Source organism: Arthrobacter zhaoguopingii (genome assembly GCF_009828605.1).
GTDB lineage: Bacteria > Actinomycetota > Actinomycetes > Actinomycetales > Micrococcaceae > Arthrobacter_D > Arthrobacter_D zhaoguopingii.
In genome coordinates this window covers 31,355-46,987 of sequence record NZ_WIAE01000018.1, presented here as the reverse complement: position 1 = coordinate 46,987, position 15,633 = coordinate 31,355, and the positions used below count along the sequence as shown (strand labels likewise).

General features: G+C 66.5%; 17 protein-coding genes. 8 read left to right on the top strand and 9 right to left on the bottom strand.

Features of this window, described 5'->3' with window-relative positions:
* Nucleotides 1-166: 166 nt before the first annotated feature.
* The 4 genes from GVV77_RS16615 to GVV77_RS16600 all read right to left on the bottom strand — a co-directional run bounded on the left by GVV77_RS16615 (nucleotide 167) and on the right by GVV77_RS16600 (nucleotide 3,763).
* A complete protein-coding gene (locus tag GVV77_RS16615; protein ID WP_159620244.1) occupies nucleotides 167-481 on the bottom strand; it encodes a DUF6457 domain-containing protein in 315 nt (104 codons plus the stop codon).
* A 104-nt stretch (nucleotides 482-585) separates the two neighbouring features.
* Nucleotides 586-1,494: a carbohydrate ABC transporter permease gene (locus GVV77_RS16610; protein ID WP_201291449.1), complete on the bottom strand. Its 909-nt coding sequence runs from the start codon at nucleotides 1,492-1,494 to the stop codon at nucleotides 586-588.
* A 1-nt stretch (nucleotide 1,495) separates the two neighbouring features.
* Nucleotides 1,496-2,422: a carbohydrate ABC transporter permease gene (locus GVV77_RS16605; RefSeq protein ID WP_159620242.1), complete on the bottom strand. Its 927-nt coding sequence runs from the start codon at nucleotides 2,420-2,422 to the stop codon at nucleotides 1,496-1,498.
* A 99-nt stretch (nucleotides 2,423-2,521) separates the two neighbouring features.
* Nucleotides 2,522-3,763, bottom strand: a complete 1,242-nt coding sequence (locus GVV77_RS16600) for an extracellular solute-binding protein (protein ID WP_159620240.1) — start codon at nucleotides 3,761-3,763, stop codon at nucleotides 2,522-2,524.
* A gap of 390 nt (nucleotides 3,764-4,153) precedes the next feature.
* Between GVV77_RS16600 and GVV77_RS16595 the strand changes: the two genes are divergently transcribed.
* From GVV77_RS16595 to GVV77_RS16565, 7 genes are all read left to right on the top strand, one after another.
* Nucleotides 4,154-5,095, top strand: a complete 942-nt coding sequence (locus tag GVV77_RS16595) for an SIS domain-containing protein (protein ID WP_159620238.1) — start codon at nucleotides 4,154-4,156, stop codon at nucleotides 5,093-5,095.
* Nucleotides 5,092-6,069 (top strand): ROK family protein, encoded by a 978-nt coding sequence (locus GVV77_RS16590; RefSeq protein ID WP_246199877.1) that lies wholly within the window; start codon nucleotides 5,092-5,094, stop codon nucleotides 6,067-6,069. The genes GVV77_RS16595 and GVV77_RS16590 overlap by 4 nt, the downstream gene beginning before the upstream one ends.
* Nucleotides 6,066-7,070, top strand: coding sequence for a 1-phosphofructokinase family hexose kinase (locus tag GVV77_RS16585; RefSeq protein ID WP_159620236.1), 1,005 nt, complete (start codon nucleotides 6,066-6,068; stop codon nucleotides 7,068-7,070). The genes GVV77_RS16590 and GVV77_RS16585 overlap by 4 nt, the downstream gene beginning before the upstream one ends.
* On the top strand, nucleotides 7,061-7,909 hold the full coding sequence (locus GVV77_RS16580) for a class II fructose-bisphosphate aldolase (RefSeq protein ID WP_159620234.1): 849 nt from the start codon (nucleotides 7,061-7,063) through the stop codon (nucleotides 7,907-7,909). The genes GVV77_RS16585 and GVV77_RS16580 overlap by 10 nt, the downstream gene beginning before the upstream one ends.
* 3 nt (nucleotides 7,910-7,912) lie before the next feature.
* A complete protein-coding gene (locus GVV77_RS16575; protein ID WP_159620232.1) occupies nucleotides 7,913-8,710 on the top strand; it encodes a DeoR/GlpR family DNA-binding transcription regulator in 798 nt (265 codons plus the stop codon).
* A 35-nt stretch (nucleotides 8,711-8,745) separates the two neighbouring features.
* Complete coding sequence (gene nagB / locus GVV77_RS16570; protein WP_159620230.1) at nucleotides 8,746-9,525, top strand: glucosamine-6-phosphate deaminase; 780 nt, start codon at nucleotides 8,746-8,748, stop codon at nucleotides 9,523-9,525.
* Nucleotides 9,526-9,628: 103 nt separating this feature from the next.
* The gene (locus tag GVV77_RS16565) at nucleotides 9,629-10,183 is read left to right on the top strand and encodes a dihydrofolate reductase family protein (RefSeq protein WP_159620228.1); all 555 of its coding nucleotides are present in this window, start codon (nucleotides 9,629-9,631) and stop codon (nucleotides 10,181-10,183) included.
* A gap of 108 nt (nucleotides 10,184-10,291) precedes the next feature.
* Here GVV77_RS16565 and GVV77_RS16560 read toward each other — a convergent pair whose 3' ends face one another.
* Entirely contained in the window at nucleotides 10,292-10,771 is a 480-nt protein-coding gene (locus GVV77_RS16560; protein WP_159620226.1) for a MarR family winged helix-turn-helix transcriptional regulator, read from the bottom strand.
* A 582-nt stretch (nucleotides 10,772-11,353) separates the two neighbouring features.
* Between GVV77_RS16560 and GVV77_RS16555 the strand changes: the two genes are divergently transcribed.
* Complete coding sequence (locus GVV77_RS16555; RefSeq protein ID WP_159620224.1) at nucleotides 11,354-11,725, top strand: DUF4190 domain-containing protein; 372 nt, start codon at nucleotides 11,354-11,356, stop codon at nucleotides 11,723-11,725.
* A 207-nt stretch (nucleotides 11,726-11,932) separates the two neighbouring features.
* Here GVV77_RS16555 and GVV77_RS16550 read toward each other — a convergent pair whose 3' ends face one another.
* The 4 genes from GVV77_RS16550 to GVV77_RS16535 form a co-directional block, all read right to left on the bottom strand.
* The gene (locus GVV77_RS16550; protein WP_281350605.1) at nucleotides 11,933-12,280 is read right to left on the bottom strand and encodes a MarR family winged helix-turn-helix transcriptional regulator; all 348 of its coding nucleotides are present in this window, start codon (nucleotides 12,278-12,280) and stop codon (nucleotides 11,933-11,935) included.
* A 335-nt stretch (nucleotides 12,281-12,615) separates the two neighbouring features.
* A complete protein-coding gene (locus GVV77_RS16545) occupies nucleotides 12,616-12,900 on the bottom strand; it encodes a putative antibiotic biosynthesis monooxygenase (RefSeq protein ID WP_201293264.1) in 285 nt (94 codons plus the stop codon).
* 156 nt (nucleotides 12,901-13,056) lie between these two features.
* Nucleotides 13,057-14,127, bottom strand: a complete 1,071-nt coding sequence (locus GVV77_RS16540) for an alkene reductase (protein ID WP_159620222.1) — start codon at nucleotides 14,125-14,127, stop codon at nucleotides 13,057-13,059.
* 280 nt (nucleotides 14,128-14,407) lie between these two features.
* Entirely contained in the window at nucleotides 14,408-15,430 is a 1,023-nt protein-coding gene (locus GVV77_RS16535; protein ID WP_159620220.1) for a CE1758 family FMN-dependent luciferase-like monooxygenase, read from the bottom strand.
* Nucleotides 15,431-15,633: the final 203 nt, after the last annotated feature.

Here is a 15,633-nt window from a genome sequence, read left to right as displayed (position 1 = left end):
GATGCTGAACTCGCCGACGTCCAAACGCTACTCAACATCCGCCCCCGACAAACCCTCCACTGGCGCAAACCCTATGACAAACTCAACGAACTGATCACCGGTGTTGCGCTAACAACCTGAGACAGCCACGGGCTTTCGGTGGTGTACTGCACACTCGCGGCGGTGGTTACTGCGCGGTGCCGGTCCAGCCTTTTTCTTCGCGCTCGTCGCCCGTGGAAAGCACCCGCAGCACGGTGGAGGCGGCCTTCTGCACTGCCTCGTCTGCGCCCTTACGACCCTTGGTGTTGACGGTGCCGGCCGCATACCCCACGAGGAAGGCGCTGATGGCTCCCGCGTTCGGCGAGACCGCGGCCGAAGACCGATCAGCCACCTCACGGATTTTGGCGGAGTCCACCTCGAGGTCGAGGATCTGCAGCGCCTGGGTCAGGGTGCGGCTCCAGTCGCTGAGCTCGCGTTCCTCTGCGTCGGGACTCGTTGTCATCGCTTCTCCTTCGAAACGCTCCGCTGCGGACATCTTCTAGGGATAGCACCGCAGGAGGCGCTTCACAACGAAAAACTGGAAGCGTCCTCGATGCTTCGGCCCAGTTACTTGACGGCTCCCGCAGTCAGCCCACCGATCAGCCTCTTTTCGATCAGGGCGAAAAGGATGATCACGGGAATGATCGCCACGACCGAGATGCCGAACACGTACTGCCAGCTCGTTGCGTACTGACCGATGAACTTGGTCAGCGCCACCGACAACGGCTGGTTTTCGGCCGTGGACATGATCACCAGGGAGGCTGCGAACTCGTTCCAGGAGGAGACGAAGGTAAAGATGATCGCCGTGACAATGCCGGGCCAGACGAGGGGAAGGTTGACCCGGAACAGGACCATGAGCCGGCCGGCGCCGTCGAGCTGGGCTGCCTCGTCGATCTCCTTGGGGATGCCGGCAAAGAAGCTGTGCATGATCCACAGCGCGAACGAAAGGTTGAAGGCTGCGTTGATCAGGATCATCGCCAGCCACGTGTCGTTGATGTCGAGGACCAGCATCTGGCGGAACAGCCCCGCAGTCAGGACGGCCGGCTGCAGCATCTGGGTCACGATCACCAGGAACAGGAAGGCGAGCTTTCCCGGGAAGCGGAAACGCGCCGTGTAGTACGCCGCGGGCGTGGCGACCAGGAGCACGAGTAACGTCGCAAAGATCGAGATGATCAGCGTCGAGATGAGGTTGTAGGGCAGCGGGGTCTCCGGGGTTGACCACATCGAGACGTAGTTGCCCAGCTGGAGTCCGTCCTGCGGGAAGTACCGCGGCGGCACCCCGAGAATTTCAGGACGCGTCTTGAGCGACCCGACGAGCATGATCAGGTACGGCGTCAGGAAAACCAACGCGATGATGACGCCGACCGCAACGCGCAGTCCGAGCCGCCGTCCGCTGATTCCGTCGGGGCCGTACCTGCGGACGCGGACCTGCTGGGGAGGGGCCGGAACGGCCTCGACCGGGGTACTGACTGACACCTCAGGTCTCCTTCATGGGCTTAACGAGCTTCACGTACACCGCGACGATCAGAACGACGACGGCGAAATTGACCACGCTCAGGGCGCTGGCGATATCGAGGCGCCGGTCGAACTGGAGCACCTTGAAGATGTAGGTCATCAGGGTGTCGGCGCTGTAGCCGGGAATCGACCCGGTCATGATGCGCAGGATAGGCAGGTTGTTGAAGACGTTGATGACATTGATCAGCACGGCCACCGCGAGCGCCCCGCGCAGCTGCGGCAGCACCACGCTGAAGTAGGTGCGGACCGGGCCGGCGCCATCCACCTTGGCCGCTTCGAGGGCGTCACCGGGAACGGCCTGAAGGCCAGCGAGGATCGTGTAGGTGGTGAAGGGGATCGAGACGAACACCGCGACGACGATCGCGGCGCCGAGCGCCGTCGCCACGTTCTTGGTGAAGCCATAGCTGGAATCGAGGACGCCGATGTCGACGAGGAAGGCGTTCATGATGCCGTAGTCACGGTCCAGGCCATAGTAGAAGACGGTCGTCGTCATGACGACGCTGGCCGCCCACGGGACGACGACGGCCATGCGCACCAGGGTGCGGCCGGGGAAGGGTTTGTTGAGGAAGTTCGCCAGCGCCAGCGACAGCACGACCGTCACCGAGACCACAACGACCACCCAGACCAGGGTGTTCACCAGGATGCGCGGCAGGTTGGGATCGGCGAAGACTGAAGCGAAGTTGTCGAACCCGACGCCTTCGACATTGGTTCCGGCCTGGCTGATCCTGCGGGTGGAGTTGTAGATCATGTAGCCGGCGGGGAAGAGGACCACCCCGAAGATGAGGAGCAGGACGGGACCGACCCAGGGCAGGGCCGCCCACAGGCTGTCCCGGTTCTGGAGGCCGCCGGGCCTCCGCCCCCGGGTGATCGGGGCTGAAAATGTGCTCATGTGCGGTTCGTTCCTTGGGGAACGCGAGGGAGCCGGCCGAATGGGCCGGCTCCCCTGCTGGCGGACTAGAGATGCGCTCCGGTGACGGACCGCACGGAATCAGGCGGCGTCGGCCTTGGCCTGGATCTGGTCGAGCACCGTCTTGGCGTCCTGGTCCTCAAGCTGGCCCATGAGCGACTTGAAGGCGCCGTCGGTCGCGTTCCACGCCGGGTTGGACGTGGGGTAGAACTTGGCGTCGGGGAGCATCTCCAGGAAGGGCTTGAGGTCCTCGTTGGAGGCCATGGCCTCGGCGCCGCTCTTGGTGGTGGGAAGGAAGCCTTCGGTCTCCACCCAGTTCACGTAGGTGTCGCTTTCAAAGAAGAAGTTCATGAACTCGGTGATGGCCTCCTGCTTGTTGTCGTCGTTCTTGAAGGCCATCAGGCGGTCAGCGACACCGAGGGTGGCGGGCTCACCGCTCTTGGTGGGCACGTTGGCCACCCCGTAGTTGAGGTCCGGGTTCTCCTTCTCGATCTGGCCGACGGTCTGCGGGAGGGCGTAGACCATACCGATCTGGCCCTGGGCAAAGACGTTGATCATCGGAGTGCGCTGGGTAGCTCCGGGGTCGGGCTGGGTGACTCCGTCGGTGATCATCTTCTTCATGAACTCGGCCGCTTCGATGTTTTCCGGGGTGTTCACGGTGATCTCGGATTCGTCGCCGAAGCCGCCGCCGTTGCCCGCGAACCAGATGAGGCTTTCACCCTGGGCCTCCTCCGAGCCCAGCGGCATGCCGTACCCGGGAGTACCGGTGTCGGTGATCTTCTTGGCCGCGTCGTAGAGTTCGTCCCAGGTCTTCGGCGGCTCGGCGACGCCGGCCTCCTCCATCAGGTCCTTGTTGTAGAACAGGGCACGGGCCGAGGCGATCAGTGGAAGGCCGTACTGGGTGCCTTCGAACGACTCATTCTCGGCGAAGGACTCCTGGAAGTCGCTGATGACGTCCTCCGAGGCGATGTCCTCGGCCGGGTACAGCAGTCCCTCTGCTGCAAAGGCGGAGAAGGCACCGCCGTTGTAGATATCCGGGGCCTCGCCGGCCTGGATCTTGGTCTGCAGGACCGACTCGAGGTTCTCCCAGGATTCGATCTGGAGGTCCACGGTGATGCCGTCATTGGCAGCCTCGAACTCCTCGACCACGCCCTCCCACAGCGCCTTCGTGCCGTCGGAATAGCTCGGTACGAGCATGTTGAGGGTGGTGTCTCCACCCTCGCCCCCGCCCTCGGAGCCGCCTCCGCCGAATCCGCAGGAGGTGACCATCAGGGTCCCGGCGGCAACAGCTGCCACCAGGCCGCTACGCAGTCTGTTCTTCATGAAATCCTCTTTCAGGTGATGTTTCGAGTGAGAGCACCGAGGGGGTGTCCTGATCCCGACGGGCTGGACGGCCAGAAGCGCGGCTCGAGGTTGCAAAGTGGTGTTTTGTGATACCTGAAGGCGCTCCCCAATCACAAGGAATCACCTAATTCCAAAATAATGACGTGATGTGCGTCTCACGTCAAGGGAAACTCGCCGGGCCCGGACAGCGGGTAACGGCGGATCGAAGGGTCGGTTCCGGCGCTCGACCCGTCCCCGGCCGCCGCCGAGGGGGAGTCCCGCCACTGATCGAGGTTGAGCACTGGACATCTGGATCGATCACGAGCCATCATGGGAGCACGCACCCCCACCGTTTCCCGCACCGGGCGCCACCGCCCGAAGGAGCCACCCATGGCACAGCCCGCCGACCCGTCCACGCCTCCGGCTGCCCTGCCCGGTCGGCACATGTCCGCCGAGCTGTACTCCCAGCCCGAGGTGTGGGAGCGCGCCATCGCTCAGGCCGGGACGGAACAGTCGCCGATTCCGGCCGACGGCGCGCGCGTCGCCGTCGTGGGCTGCGGGACGTCCTGGTTCATGGCGCAGTCCTACGCCGCCGCCCGCGAAACCGCGGGCCGGGGTGAAACCGATGCCTTCGCTGCATCGGAAGCCTCGGTACTGGAGACCCGGGCCTACGACGCGGTCGTTGCCATCACCCGCTCCGGCACGACCAGCGAGATCCTGACCCTGCTGACGCAACTGAAGGGCCGGGTTCCCACCCTGGTGATCCTCGGCGACCCCACCTCCCCCGCCGCCGGACTGGCGGACGCCGTCGTCGCCCTTCCCTACGCCGACGAGTCCTCGGTGGTGCAGACGCGCTTCGCCACCACCGCCCTTGCCTACCTGCTGGCCACCCTCGGGCACGACCTGACCGGCGCAGTCGCCGATGCGCGGCGGGCCCTTGAGGAGCCGGTTGCCCAGGACCTGCTCGACGCCGAACAGTTCAGTTTCCTCGGCACGGGCTGGACCGTGGGCCTCGCGCACGAGGCGGCCCTAAAGATGCGGGAGGCCGTGCAGGGATGGACCGAGTCCTATCCCGCCATGGAGTACCGGCATGGCCCCATCGCCATCGCCGCCCCCGGCCGCGTCACCTGGCTGTTCGGCCCGTCCCCGGACGGGCTGGCGACGGAGGTCGAGGCAACCGGAGCGTTCTTTGCCGCCCCGGACCTCCATCCGCTGGCCGGCCTGGTCCGGGTGCACAAACTGACCCTGGAGCGGGCCCTCGCCCGCGGCCTCGACCCCGATGTTCCCCGGCACCTGTCCCGCTCCGTCATTCTCGGGGCCGAATCCCCGTGAGCGTCGTGGTGGAGCCCACACCCGAACCGGAGGTGCGCAGCAGCACCGGCAAGCCCCCGCCCGCCCGCGGCGTCCTGGCCTTCGACGTGGGCGGCACCGACATGAAGGCCGCCCTGCTAGACGACGCCGGAGACCTCCACGCCCTGGTCCGAATCCCCACCCCCCGCGACGAGCGGCATCCCGGTGACGCCATCGTGGCGAAGGTCGCCGCCCTGACCGGGGAGTACCGGGCACGGTTCCCGGACTGTTCCATCGAATCCATCGGCTTCGTGGTGCCAGGGCTCGTTGATGAGGACGCCGGCATCGGCATCATGTCGGCCAACCTCGGCTGGCGGGACTATGCCTTCACCGAGAACATCACCCGTGCCACCGGCCTGCCCGTGGCCTTCGGGCACGACGTCAGTATCGCGGGAGAGGCAGAGATGCGGGCCGGCGCCGGGCGCGGGCTGCGCGACGTCGTCATGATGGTCATCGGCACGGGCATCGCCGCGGCGGTCTTCTGCGACGGCCGCCGGGTGCGCGCCGGCGGGTACGCCGGCGAGATCGGTCACGCGGCCGTGCCCGGCGGATTCGCCTGCCCCTGTGGTGCTGCCGGCTGCCTCGAGACCGTTGGATCCGCCGGAGCGATCACCCGTCGGTACAGCGAACTCTCCGGTTCGCCGGTGTCCGGGGCGAAGGGCGTCCTCGAGGCGGCCCGCCGCGGCGACCCGCACGCCGTCCAGGTCTGGGATGACGCCGTCGACGCCCTGGCGTTCAGCATCTGCCAGCTCTCGGCGGTCCTTGGCACTGAGGCAGTAATCCTCGGCGGCGGGCTCGCCCAGGCCGGCCCTGCGCTCCTGGATCCGCTGCGCGAACGGGTGAAGTCCGGCCTGTCATTCCACCGAGTTCCGCACCTCACCACCTCGGTGCTCGGCCAGGATGCCGGGCTGATCGGGGCAGGCCTCCGGGCCCGGGACCTGGTGGCCGGGCCGTGACGGAAGCCCCTCCCGCCGGACGGGTGCTCACCGTGACGCCGAACCCGGCACTGGACGAAACCTACACGGTGGCCGGACTCGTCCCCGGTGCCACCCACCGGGTGGGGACCCCTTTCGTGCGGGCCGGAGGCAAGGGCCTCAACGTCGCCCGGGTCCTCCACCAGCAGGACGTCCCGGTGCTTGCCCTTGCCCCCGTCGGCGGGCCCGCCGGCGGGCAGTACCGCACCGATCTCGCCGCCAGCGGCATCCCGGCGGCCCTCGTCCCCATCGCAGCGCCCACCCGGCGGAGCCTCGCCTTCCACGATTCCGCAGCCGGTGACACCACCCTGTTCAACGAGACGGGCCCGCCTCTCGACGGCGCCGAATGGGCGGCGCTCCAGGCGCAGATCGACGCTGCCGTCCCGGGCGCCGGCTGCGTCGTCGGCTCGGGCAGCCTGCCGCCCGGAGCTCCCGATGAGTTCTACGCCGGACTCGTGCGGCGCGCGGGGCGGACAGGGATTCCGGTGATCATCGACGCCTCGGGGCCCGCGCTGCTGCGTGCCGCCGAAGCCGGGGCTGATGCCCTCAAGCCGAACGCCGCCGAACTGAGTGAAGCGACAGGCACCCGGGACCCGGTCGAGGGCGCGCGGCTCCTGATCGGCCTCGGAGCACGCCGCGTCTTCGTCAGCTGCGGGGAGGACGGGATGCTCGCCGTCACGGCCGAGGACCCCGACGGCCACCTTCATGCCACCCTCCCCCGGCCGCTGCGTGGCAATGCAACCGGTGCCGGTGACGCCGCGGTGGCCGCACTCGCCGCACTTCTCGTCTCCGGCCACCGGGACACCGAGGAGCTCCTGCGCACCGCCACCGCATGGTCGGCGGCCGCCGTGCTCATGCCCGCGGCCGGTGAAATCCATGAGGACCACCGCCGGCTGGCGGAAACCCTCGTGGTCACCCGGCGCACCGGGGGCGTCGGCACGCCGGGCACCCCGGCCGGCCGGAAGGACACGCCATGGGACTGACTCCGACGCGCGACCTTCTCACTGCGGCATTCGCCGCGGGAACCGGAATCGGTGGGTTCAACGTGCTGCACCTCGAGACGGCAGAGGCAATCGTTGAAGGCGCCGAATCCTCCGGGCTCCCGGTGATCCTCCAGATCTCCCAGAACTGCTCGGCCTACCACGGTGCGCTCGCGCCCCTCGCCCTCGCCTGCCGTGCCGTCGCGGCAGGCGCCCATGTGCCGGTGGCACTTCACCTCGACCACGCCGAGGACGAACGGCTCGTCGACGAGGCCATCGAGCTGGGCTTCGGATCGGTGATGTACGACGGCTCAACCCTTCCCTACGCCGAAAATGTTCGATCCACGGCCCGGGTGGCAGGGCGGGCCCGCGACGCCGGCGTGCTGGTGGAGGCGGAGCTGGGACGCATCGGCGGCAAGGACGGAGCCCACGCCCCCGGGGTCCGCACCGATCCGGGCGAGGCGCGCAGCTTCGTCGAGGCGACAGGGGTCGATGCCCTCGCCGTCGCCGTGGGATCTTCGCACGCCATGACCGAGCGGACCGCGTCCCTCGATGTCGGCCTCGTGCGGGAACTGCGCGCGGTGCTTGAGGTTCCGCTCGTGCTTCACGGCTCCTCGGGGGTTCCGGATGACACGCTCGTCGCGGCGGTCCGGGCCGGGATGACGAAGATCAACGTCTCGACCCACCTGAACGGCTTCTTCACCCGGGCGGTGCGCGGTGTACTCGAGGAGCAGCCGAACCTTGTGGACTCACGGCGCTACCTGGGTGCCGGACGGCGGGCCCTGGCCCCCGAGGCGGCGCGCCTCCTGCGGCTGCTCGCCCTTTCAGAGGGTGGGAGCTGAGCGATGGAAAAGACCGAGCGGCTCAACGCCATCCTGGACCTGCTCGCCGCCGACGGCCACGTGCAGGTCGAAGATATCGTCCGGGAGCTGAAGGTTTCCCCCGCGACGGCCCGGAGGGACCTCGACAGCCTGGCCACCCAGCGCCTGCTCACCCGGACCCGCGGCGGGGCCACCATGGAGTCGGTCGCCTACGACCTTCCCACCCGGTACAACCGCGACGACCACACAGCGCAGAAGCAGGCCATCGCCCAGGCCGCCAGCGCCCTGGTCCCCAAGGGCGCGGTGATCGGGCTCTGCGGTGGCACCACAAGCACGGCCATCGCCCAGGCCCTGGGCATGCGGCCCGACCTGCTCGAACCCTCGAACAAACCGACCCTCACCGTGGTCACGAACGCCATCAATATCGCAGTGCAGCTTGTGGTTCGGCCGAATATCCGCATCATGGTTACCGGTGGGGTGGTGAACCCACGCTCCTACGAGCTGGTGGGGCCCTACACCGACGTGATCCTGCAGCGCGTCGCGCTCGACATCGCCTTCGTCGGGGTGAATGGCCTCGATCCCGAGGTCGGCCCCACCGTCAACGACGAGGGCGAAGCGGCGGTCAACGCCCTGATGGCCCGCCGCGCCTCCGAGACCTACATCGTCGCGGACTCATCGAAAATCGGGATGCGGAGCTTCGCGACCATGACCGGTTTTGTCTTCAACAACCTCATCACCGACAGCGGTATCACCGCCGCCCAGAAAAAAGCGTTCGAAGCCGGCGGCACGAAGGTGATCGTCGCCCCACCCGCCCCGCTCTGACCGACTCCCGAATCCGCCGTAACGATTGGCTCCCCATGCACATCGTCATCCTCGCGAACGCCGCCGATATCGGCGGGTACGCCAGCGACCGAATCCTCAAGCGGTCAGCCGCCGGCACGCTCCGCACCTTGGGGGTGGCCACCGGGTCCTCCCCGCTGTCCCTCTACAAGGAACTTGAGCGCAGGTGGACACCCGCGCTCGGTTCCCTCAACGCCTTCGCGCTCGATGAGTACGTCGGGCTGCCTCCGGGCCACCCTGAAAGCTACGCCTCGGTGATCCGCCGGGAGGTCACCGACCGGCTCAGGCTCGACCCGGCGAAGGTCCACGTGCCGCAGGGCAACGCGCCGGACCTGCAGGCGGCATGTGCCGAATTCGAGGCCGCCATCGCCGCCGCCGGTGGCATCGACCTGCAGATCCTTGGGATCGGACGCAACGGGCACATCGGCTTCAACGAGCCGACCTCCTCCCTTGCCTCCCGGACCCGCGTCAAGACGCTGATGTCCGCGACCCGGGTCGATAATTCGCGGTTCTTCACCGACGAATACCAGGTGCCGCGCCACTGCGTAACGCAGGGGCTGGGCACCATCCTCGAGGCACGGGAGGTGCTTCTCGTGGCACAGGGGGCGGCCAAGGCGGAGGCGATCGCACGGGCGGTCGAGGGACCGGTGTCGAGCATGTGTCCGGCGTCGGTGCTGCAGCTTCATCCCCGGGCAACCCTGGTCATTGACGAGGAAGCGGCCCAGCAGCTCACGCTGCGCGAGTACTACCGTTACGTGCAGGAGAACCCTGTCGAAAGGGCGACCGGGGCGCCCTGAGTCGCCAGCGGTCCGGCGCGTTCGGGGCAGGATCGGCCGGACCTGCGGCACCGACCGGACCGGGAAGGGTGCCCTGCCCGGGCAAAGCAACTACCCTGCTGTCATGCCGCGCGTCATTTACAACACCGCCACCTCGTTCAACGGGTTCATCGCCGATGAGTCCAACTCGCTTGACTGGCTCTTCGCCGCCGAAGCCCCCGACCCGGCCGGCCATGAACGGTTCCTCTCCGGGATCGGCGTGCTGGTCCAGGGCTCGACAACCTACGAGTGGGTTCTCCGGGAGGAGAATCTGCTGGAGGCGCCCGAGAAGTGGCCGACCTATTTTGGACCCCGACCCACCTTTGTCTTCACCTCCCGGACCCTGCCAGTCCCGGAGGGAGCGGACGTCCGCTTCGTCAGCGGGGCGGTGGACACGGTATTTGAGCGCTTGACCGAGGCAGCCGGCGACCGGGACATCTGGATTGTCGGCGGCGGCGACCTCGCCGGGCAATTCCTCGACAGCGGACATCTCGACGAGATCCAGATTTCGGTCGCCCCGGCGGCTTTGACCGGCGGCGCCCCCCTGTTTCCCCGACGGGTCAATCCCGACGCCCTGGTGCTGCGCGAAGCGACCCAACAGGGGCAGTTCGCCCAACTCATCTATGAGGTGAGGCGGTAAGGCCGGCGCCTGGATTCCCGACAATCAGGCGGCGTCAGTCAGGCGGCGTCAGTCAGGCGGCGTCAGTCAGGCGGCGTCAGTCAGGCGGCGTCAGTCAGGCGGCGTCAGTCAGGCGACGTCGCGGTGGGCCTTCCGGAGGTCGCGCATGGCCGAGGCTACAACAGCGGCCCGCTCGGCGCCCAGGATGTCGACGTAGATGGAGCGCACGACGTCGGCCACCAGGCGTTGGAGACCGGCGGCCATCTCCCAGCCAGCAGGGGTCAACTCGAGATAGGTGATCCGGCGGTCATCCGCACCCGGTGAACGCTGAACGAGCTGGCGGCGCGCCAGCCGGTCGGCAACCTTGGTGAAACCTCCCGAGCTGAACGCAGCCTCCCGGGCCAGCACCGTCATCGGCACCCGATGAAGGGGGTTGCCCCCAAGGCGGAGCATGGTTTCGGTCTCCGGTTCGTCAAGATTGAACGCTGCGGCGACCGCCAGGTGGAGCTTCTTGTTGGTGACGGAGAATCCCCGGATCACCTGGCCCCACTCGGCGATGACCTCCTCGTCGCTGGGCACCGGTGTAGAGCTCGCTTCGCGGGATGACATCTCGAACCTTTCCTGCTCGGTCGCCGCCGACAATTCTGCTTCCGGCAAGCATATTCCACGGAAGCGAACGAAGATGGTCGGGGCGCTCTCCGACGCCGGCGCGCACCTGCTGCAGCCGACCGCGGGGCCGACGGAAGGAACGAACCGGCAGAAGGGGCCCGGCAGTTGCATGGAAGGCGCAATAACCGCCGGAGAGCCAGCTATGTGATTCCTGCTGAACACGGCAATCGCATCTTTGGAATTCATCGGGAAACATATCGCCATTGCCGGCCAACCGGCGGAAATGCATTTTCCGGAACAATGGGCGGGATAAATGAGCAACTCCTGCCTTTCGCGCATGCGCCCACCTATTCTCGGCGCTCGGATCAGTGATCGTCCGGCAGCGGCAGCGGTCACCCCATCTGAGCGGCGCACCCGCGACCCTCAGCACATTGGATGACATTACTACTTCCTGAGGACGATATTCACCCTTTCGGCGGTTCCCGGAAGTTCCGGCAGGCTAGGCTGGAAAGGAATCAGCGGCCGGCTCAAAAATGCCATCGCCGCACAATCAACAAAGCCATCTTCGGCCGTTAGGAAAATATGTCGAATTATCAGTTTCAGGACACCGAAACAAAGAATGGCAACCGGACGTCCGGTGAAGGAGGGGTCGTCCAGCGCACCTCCGGGAGCAGGACCCTGAGCATCACCGGCCTTGTTCTCGCGTTCCTCATCAGCCCGGTCGGACTTATCCTCAGCATCGTCGCACTGGTGAAGGCCCGCAGGAGCGGCACGGGCAACGGATTGGCCGTCGCCGGAATCATCGTTGGGCTTCTCGGCACGGCGATCCTGGTGGTCGGTGCCTTCGTCGTCATGTCACTTGTGCCGAACTTCGTCGAGCTGACTGAACAGTGCCAGGGCCTGGCTTCGGGCGCACCCGTCGAGGTCAATGGCGCAAAGGTTCAGTGCCCCTAGCTGCACCGTGCCGGCAGTAGTTCCGAACCGGCCCCGGCCGAAGGGGGACATCGGCGCATCAGCGATCTGCGGGTCCCGCCCACGCATCAGCCCCTGCAGGCGCAGAGGAATTCCGCCCGCAGGGGCTGATGCGGTGAAGGCACCCGATCGACGTCGACGGGCCCGGAGCGTGCTAACCGCAGTCAAGGGCCGGGAGCGCCGAACCTGCTATTCGAGGTTGGGGATGATCTTGCACGCGAGGGCGACGAGCTGCGCCTGCTCCTCGGCCGTGAGGCGCTGCACGGTTCTGCGTTCGAGCTCTTCCCAGGTCGCCAGGGTGCGGTCCTTGAGTGCATGGCCGACGTCGGTGAGGAAGACAAGGGTGACCCTGCCATCGACTGTGGATTTTTCCCGGCGGACCAGGCCCGCGGTTTCCAGACGACGCACGGACTTGGCGATCGTGGAATGGTCGAAGCGCTGGGTCTGACCAAGGGCCTTCTGGGACTGGCCATCCTCGTCCCAGAGCTGCATAAGGATTAACTCCTGGCTGGGAAATAGTCCAAGATCTGAAAGCATGGAAGCCGCCAGCGCGCGGTGTGAGCGGGCCAGGCTGTAGATCGCCCAACTTGCGGGAAAGTCGCGCGCTATGGAGGACTGGGTCTCCACAGATCCGTTCGGGGATTTCACGATTGCTGCCTTTGGTTCGTTTCCTGAGGTGTGGAACGGGCGGCACATCCGGTCGGACCTCCCGCGCCCAAGCGGGTCAACCCTAGCATTCCGCCCCCGCTGGCGTGATGCAGGAGGCCTGTGACACCTCCGGTGGGGGTGGACGGGCGGTGAGTCCCTCCACCCCCACGGCGCGGCCGGCGCCAGCACGTATGTGCCGTGCGTTGCCTGTGCTATTGCCGCAATCAGGCCCTTCGATGCTTCCGCGCGAGGATCCGACCGCGAAGGCGGTGAAGGTGAGGCATGATGCCATAAATCACGATGGGAACCGCGACAGTAGCCAGGACGAAGGTGCGCAGAACGGGGGGAAGCATTCCCAGCCAGGTACCGAAGACAAGGTTAAGGATGGTCAGCGTGGGGAAGACGGCCAGCCAGATCATCAACGCCAGCTGATGTTTGGTCGGCGGTGTTGGGCGATAGTGCGCGGTTGATGTCGTTGGTGGTTCTGAGGGGTTGGTGCTGGTGCTCATGGGTTTCCTTGCGTGTGATTTAGCGTTGCCGACGCTACGTGCGTACCGCCGGAGCCCGGCTAGCAGCACACGGATGGGCGGAGGGGCACTGAGCCCCTCCACCCCTCGGTGTGGATTACTTCGGCGCGATTGCGCCCAGGTCGCCTGCTGCGCGGATTACTTGCCGGCAGTCTCCAGGACGGGGTAGTCGGTGTAACCGGCAGCACCGCCACCGTAGTACGTTGCCGGGTTGCCCTCATTGAGCTCCGCACCCGTCCGAAGGCGCTCGACGACATCCGGATTAGCCAAGGCCCACGAAGCAATCGGGGCAATGTCGGCCAGCCCGGCCTCGACGTCAACGGCCACGTCCTCACGGGCCCGCCCGGCACGCAGCACCAGCAGCGTATTGGGGAAGGCGGCCCGAATGTCGCGCAGCAGGTCCTCATCACCGATGTGCAGCACGTGCACATAGGCCAGGTCGAGCTTGGCCAGTTCACCGACGAGGTAACGGTAGAGATCGGCCGACTCAGGGCCCTCATCCAGTCCACCAAGGGTCAGGCCCGGGGAGAGGCGGATGCCGGTGCGCTCGGCGCCAATCTCCTCAGCAACGCCGCGGGCGACCTCAAGGGCAAAGCGGGCGCGGTTCTCGATCGATCCCCCGTACTGATCCGTGCGCACATTCGCGTTGGGGGCGAAGAACTGCTGCAGGAGGTACCCGTTGGCGCCGTGGAGCTCGACGCCGTCGGCCCCGGCACGGATGGCGGCCGCGGCCGCGGTGCGGAAGTCCTGCACTGTGGCCGCAATTTCCTCAACGCTCAGCTCCCTGGGCGTGGGGATGTCCTGCGCTCCGGTCCGAGTGAACATCGGAACGCCCGGAGCGATGGCCGACGGGGCCACCGCGGTGCGGTGGTGGGGGGTGTTGTCGGGGTGTGACATGCGCCCTGCGTGCATCAGCTGCAAAAACATCGAGGCGCCGGCCTCATGCACGGCGGTGGTCACTTCGCGCCAGCCCTCCACGTGGGCGTCGGTGTAAATGCCCGGGGTGTTCAAGTAGCCCTGGCCGTCATCCGAAGGCTGGACACCTTCGGTGATCAGCAGTCCCAGGGAGGCCCGCTGGGTGTAGTACTCAGCCGTCAGCGGTCCGGGCGTGCCGTCCTCATTGGCCCGGCTTCGGGTCATCGGAGCCATCGCGAGTCGGTGGTTCAGGGAGATGTTGCCGAAGGAGATGGGGTCCCAGAGGTTCGTCATGATGTTTGTCCAATCGATAGGTGTCGGTGCTGCGTGGTTTGCGGCCCTGAGGCCGCTGGGGGTGGTGGATCGGGGGCGGTGGCTTCCCTTTAGGTTGCCGACCACATGTGTAGCGGATAACGTTCCGGAGATATTCCGAAGCCTGGGGCTGGGATGGCTTCGGGCCAAGGTGTGTCAATGACGACTTACGTTGCCAGCCACATGTATAGCGGATTCGGTGTGCGGATTATTCCCGGCGGCCCCGGAACGGGGAACGCACGGCTCCCTTTGCAGGAGGCGCTCAGGCAGCGTCGGAGGCGAGTTCCTTCCGGAGTTCGGGGACCACGTACTCTCCGAGCAGGTCGATCTGTTCAAGCGTGGTTTCCAGGGGCACTCCCCCAATTTCCAGGGCGAACAGGATGCGCCGGACGTCCCCTGCATACTCACGGAAGGACAACGTCTTTTCGATGACCTGCTGGGGGCTGCCGGCGATAGTGGGGGTCTGTGCCATGTAGTCCGCAAGTGCCGAGCCGCCGGGGAACATCGGTGCATTGTCGAAGTAGGGCTGGAAGTCACGAACGGCATCCTGGGAGTTCTTCCGGATGAACGCGTGCGCCCCAAGGCCCACGATGGCCTGGTCCGCGGGTCCGTGCCCGTAGTGCTCGAACCGTTCGCGGTACAGGCCGATCATCCGGGCGGTGCGCTGCGGCGGGCCGAAAATGTGGTTCGCGAAGAAGCCATCCCCATAGTAGGCAGCCTGCTCGGCGATCTCGGGCGTCTTCACCGAGCCGTGCCAGACGAAGGGGGCGGCGCCGTCGAGCGGGCGCGGGGTAGAAGTGAAGTTCTGCAGCGGCGTGCGGTACTTCCCACCCCAGGTCACCAGGTCCTCCTCCCACAACCGCCGCAGCAGTGCATAGTTTTCGATCGCCAGGTCGACACCCTTGCGAGTTTCCTTACCAAACCACCCGTAGACAGGACCGCTGTTTCCGCGGCCCAGCATCAGGTCGAGGCGACCGTCCGCCAGGTGCTGGAGCATCGCGTAGTCCTCGGCGATCTTCACGGGATCGTTCGTAGTGATCAGGGTGGTCGAGGTGGACAGGTGGAGGGTGCTGGTTTTGGCGGCGATATAGCTGAGAAGCGTTGTGGGCGATGAGGTTATGTAGGGCGGGATGTGGTGTTCCCCGGTGGCGAACACATCGAGGCCTGCCTGCTCCGCGCGCAGCGCCATCTCAACAGTTCCCTTGATGCGTTCACGTTCCGTCGGAAGCCGGCCCGTTGCGGGATCCGCCGTGCGGTCGCCGACGCTGAAAATGCCAATCTGCATGATTCCTCCATCTCATGGCGCCGATACCGCCGCCGTCACCGGCGTGGGGGGCGGCGTCTCTGGTTCCGCCTTTAGGTTGCCAACCACACAACTGACGGACGCGGCTGGCTATTCCCCGTTCGGCTACGGCGTGCCGGGGAATGGAAGAGTCCCGGAGCCGGTTGTAGATACGTGCCCGGCAACATAAAAGATTGAGTGGAAGG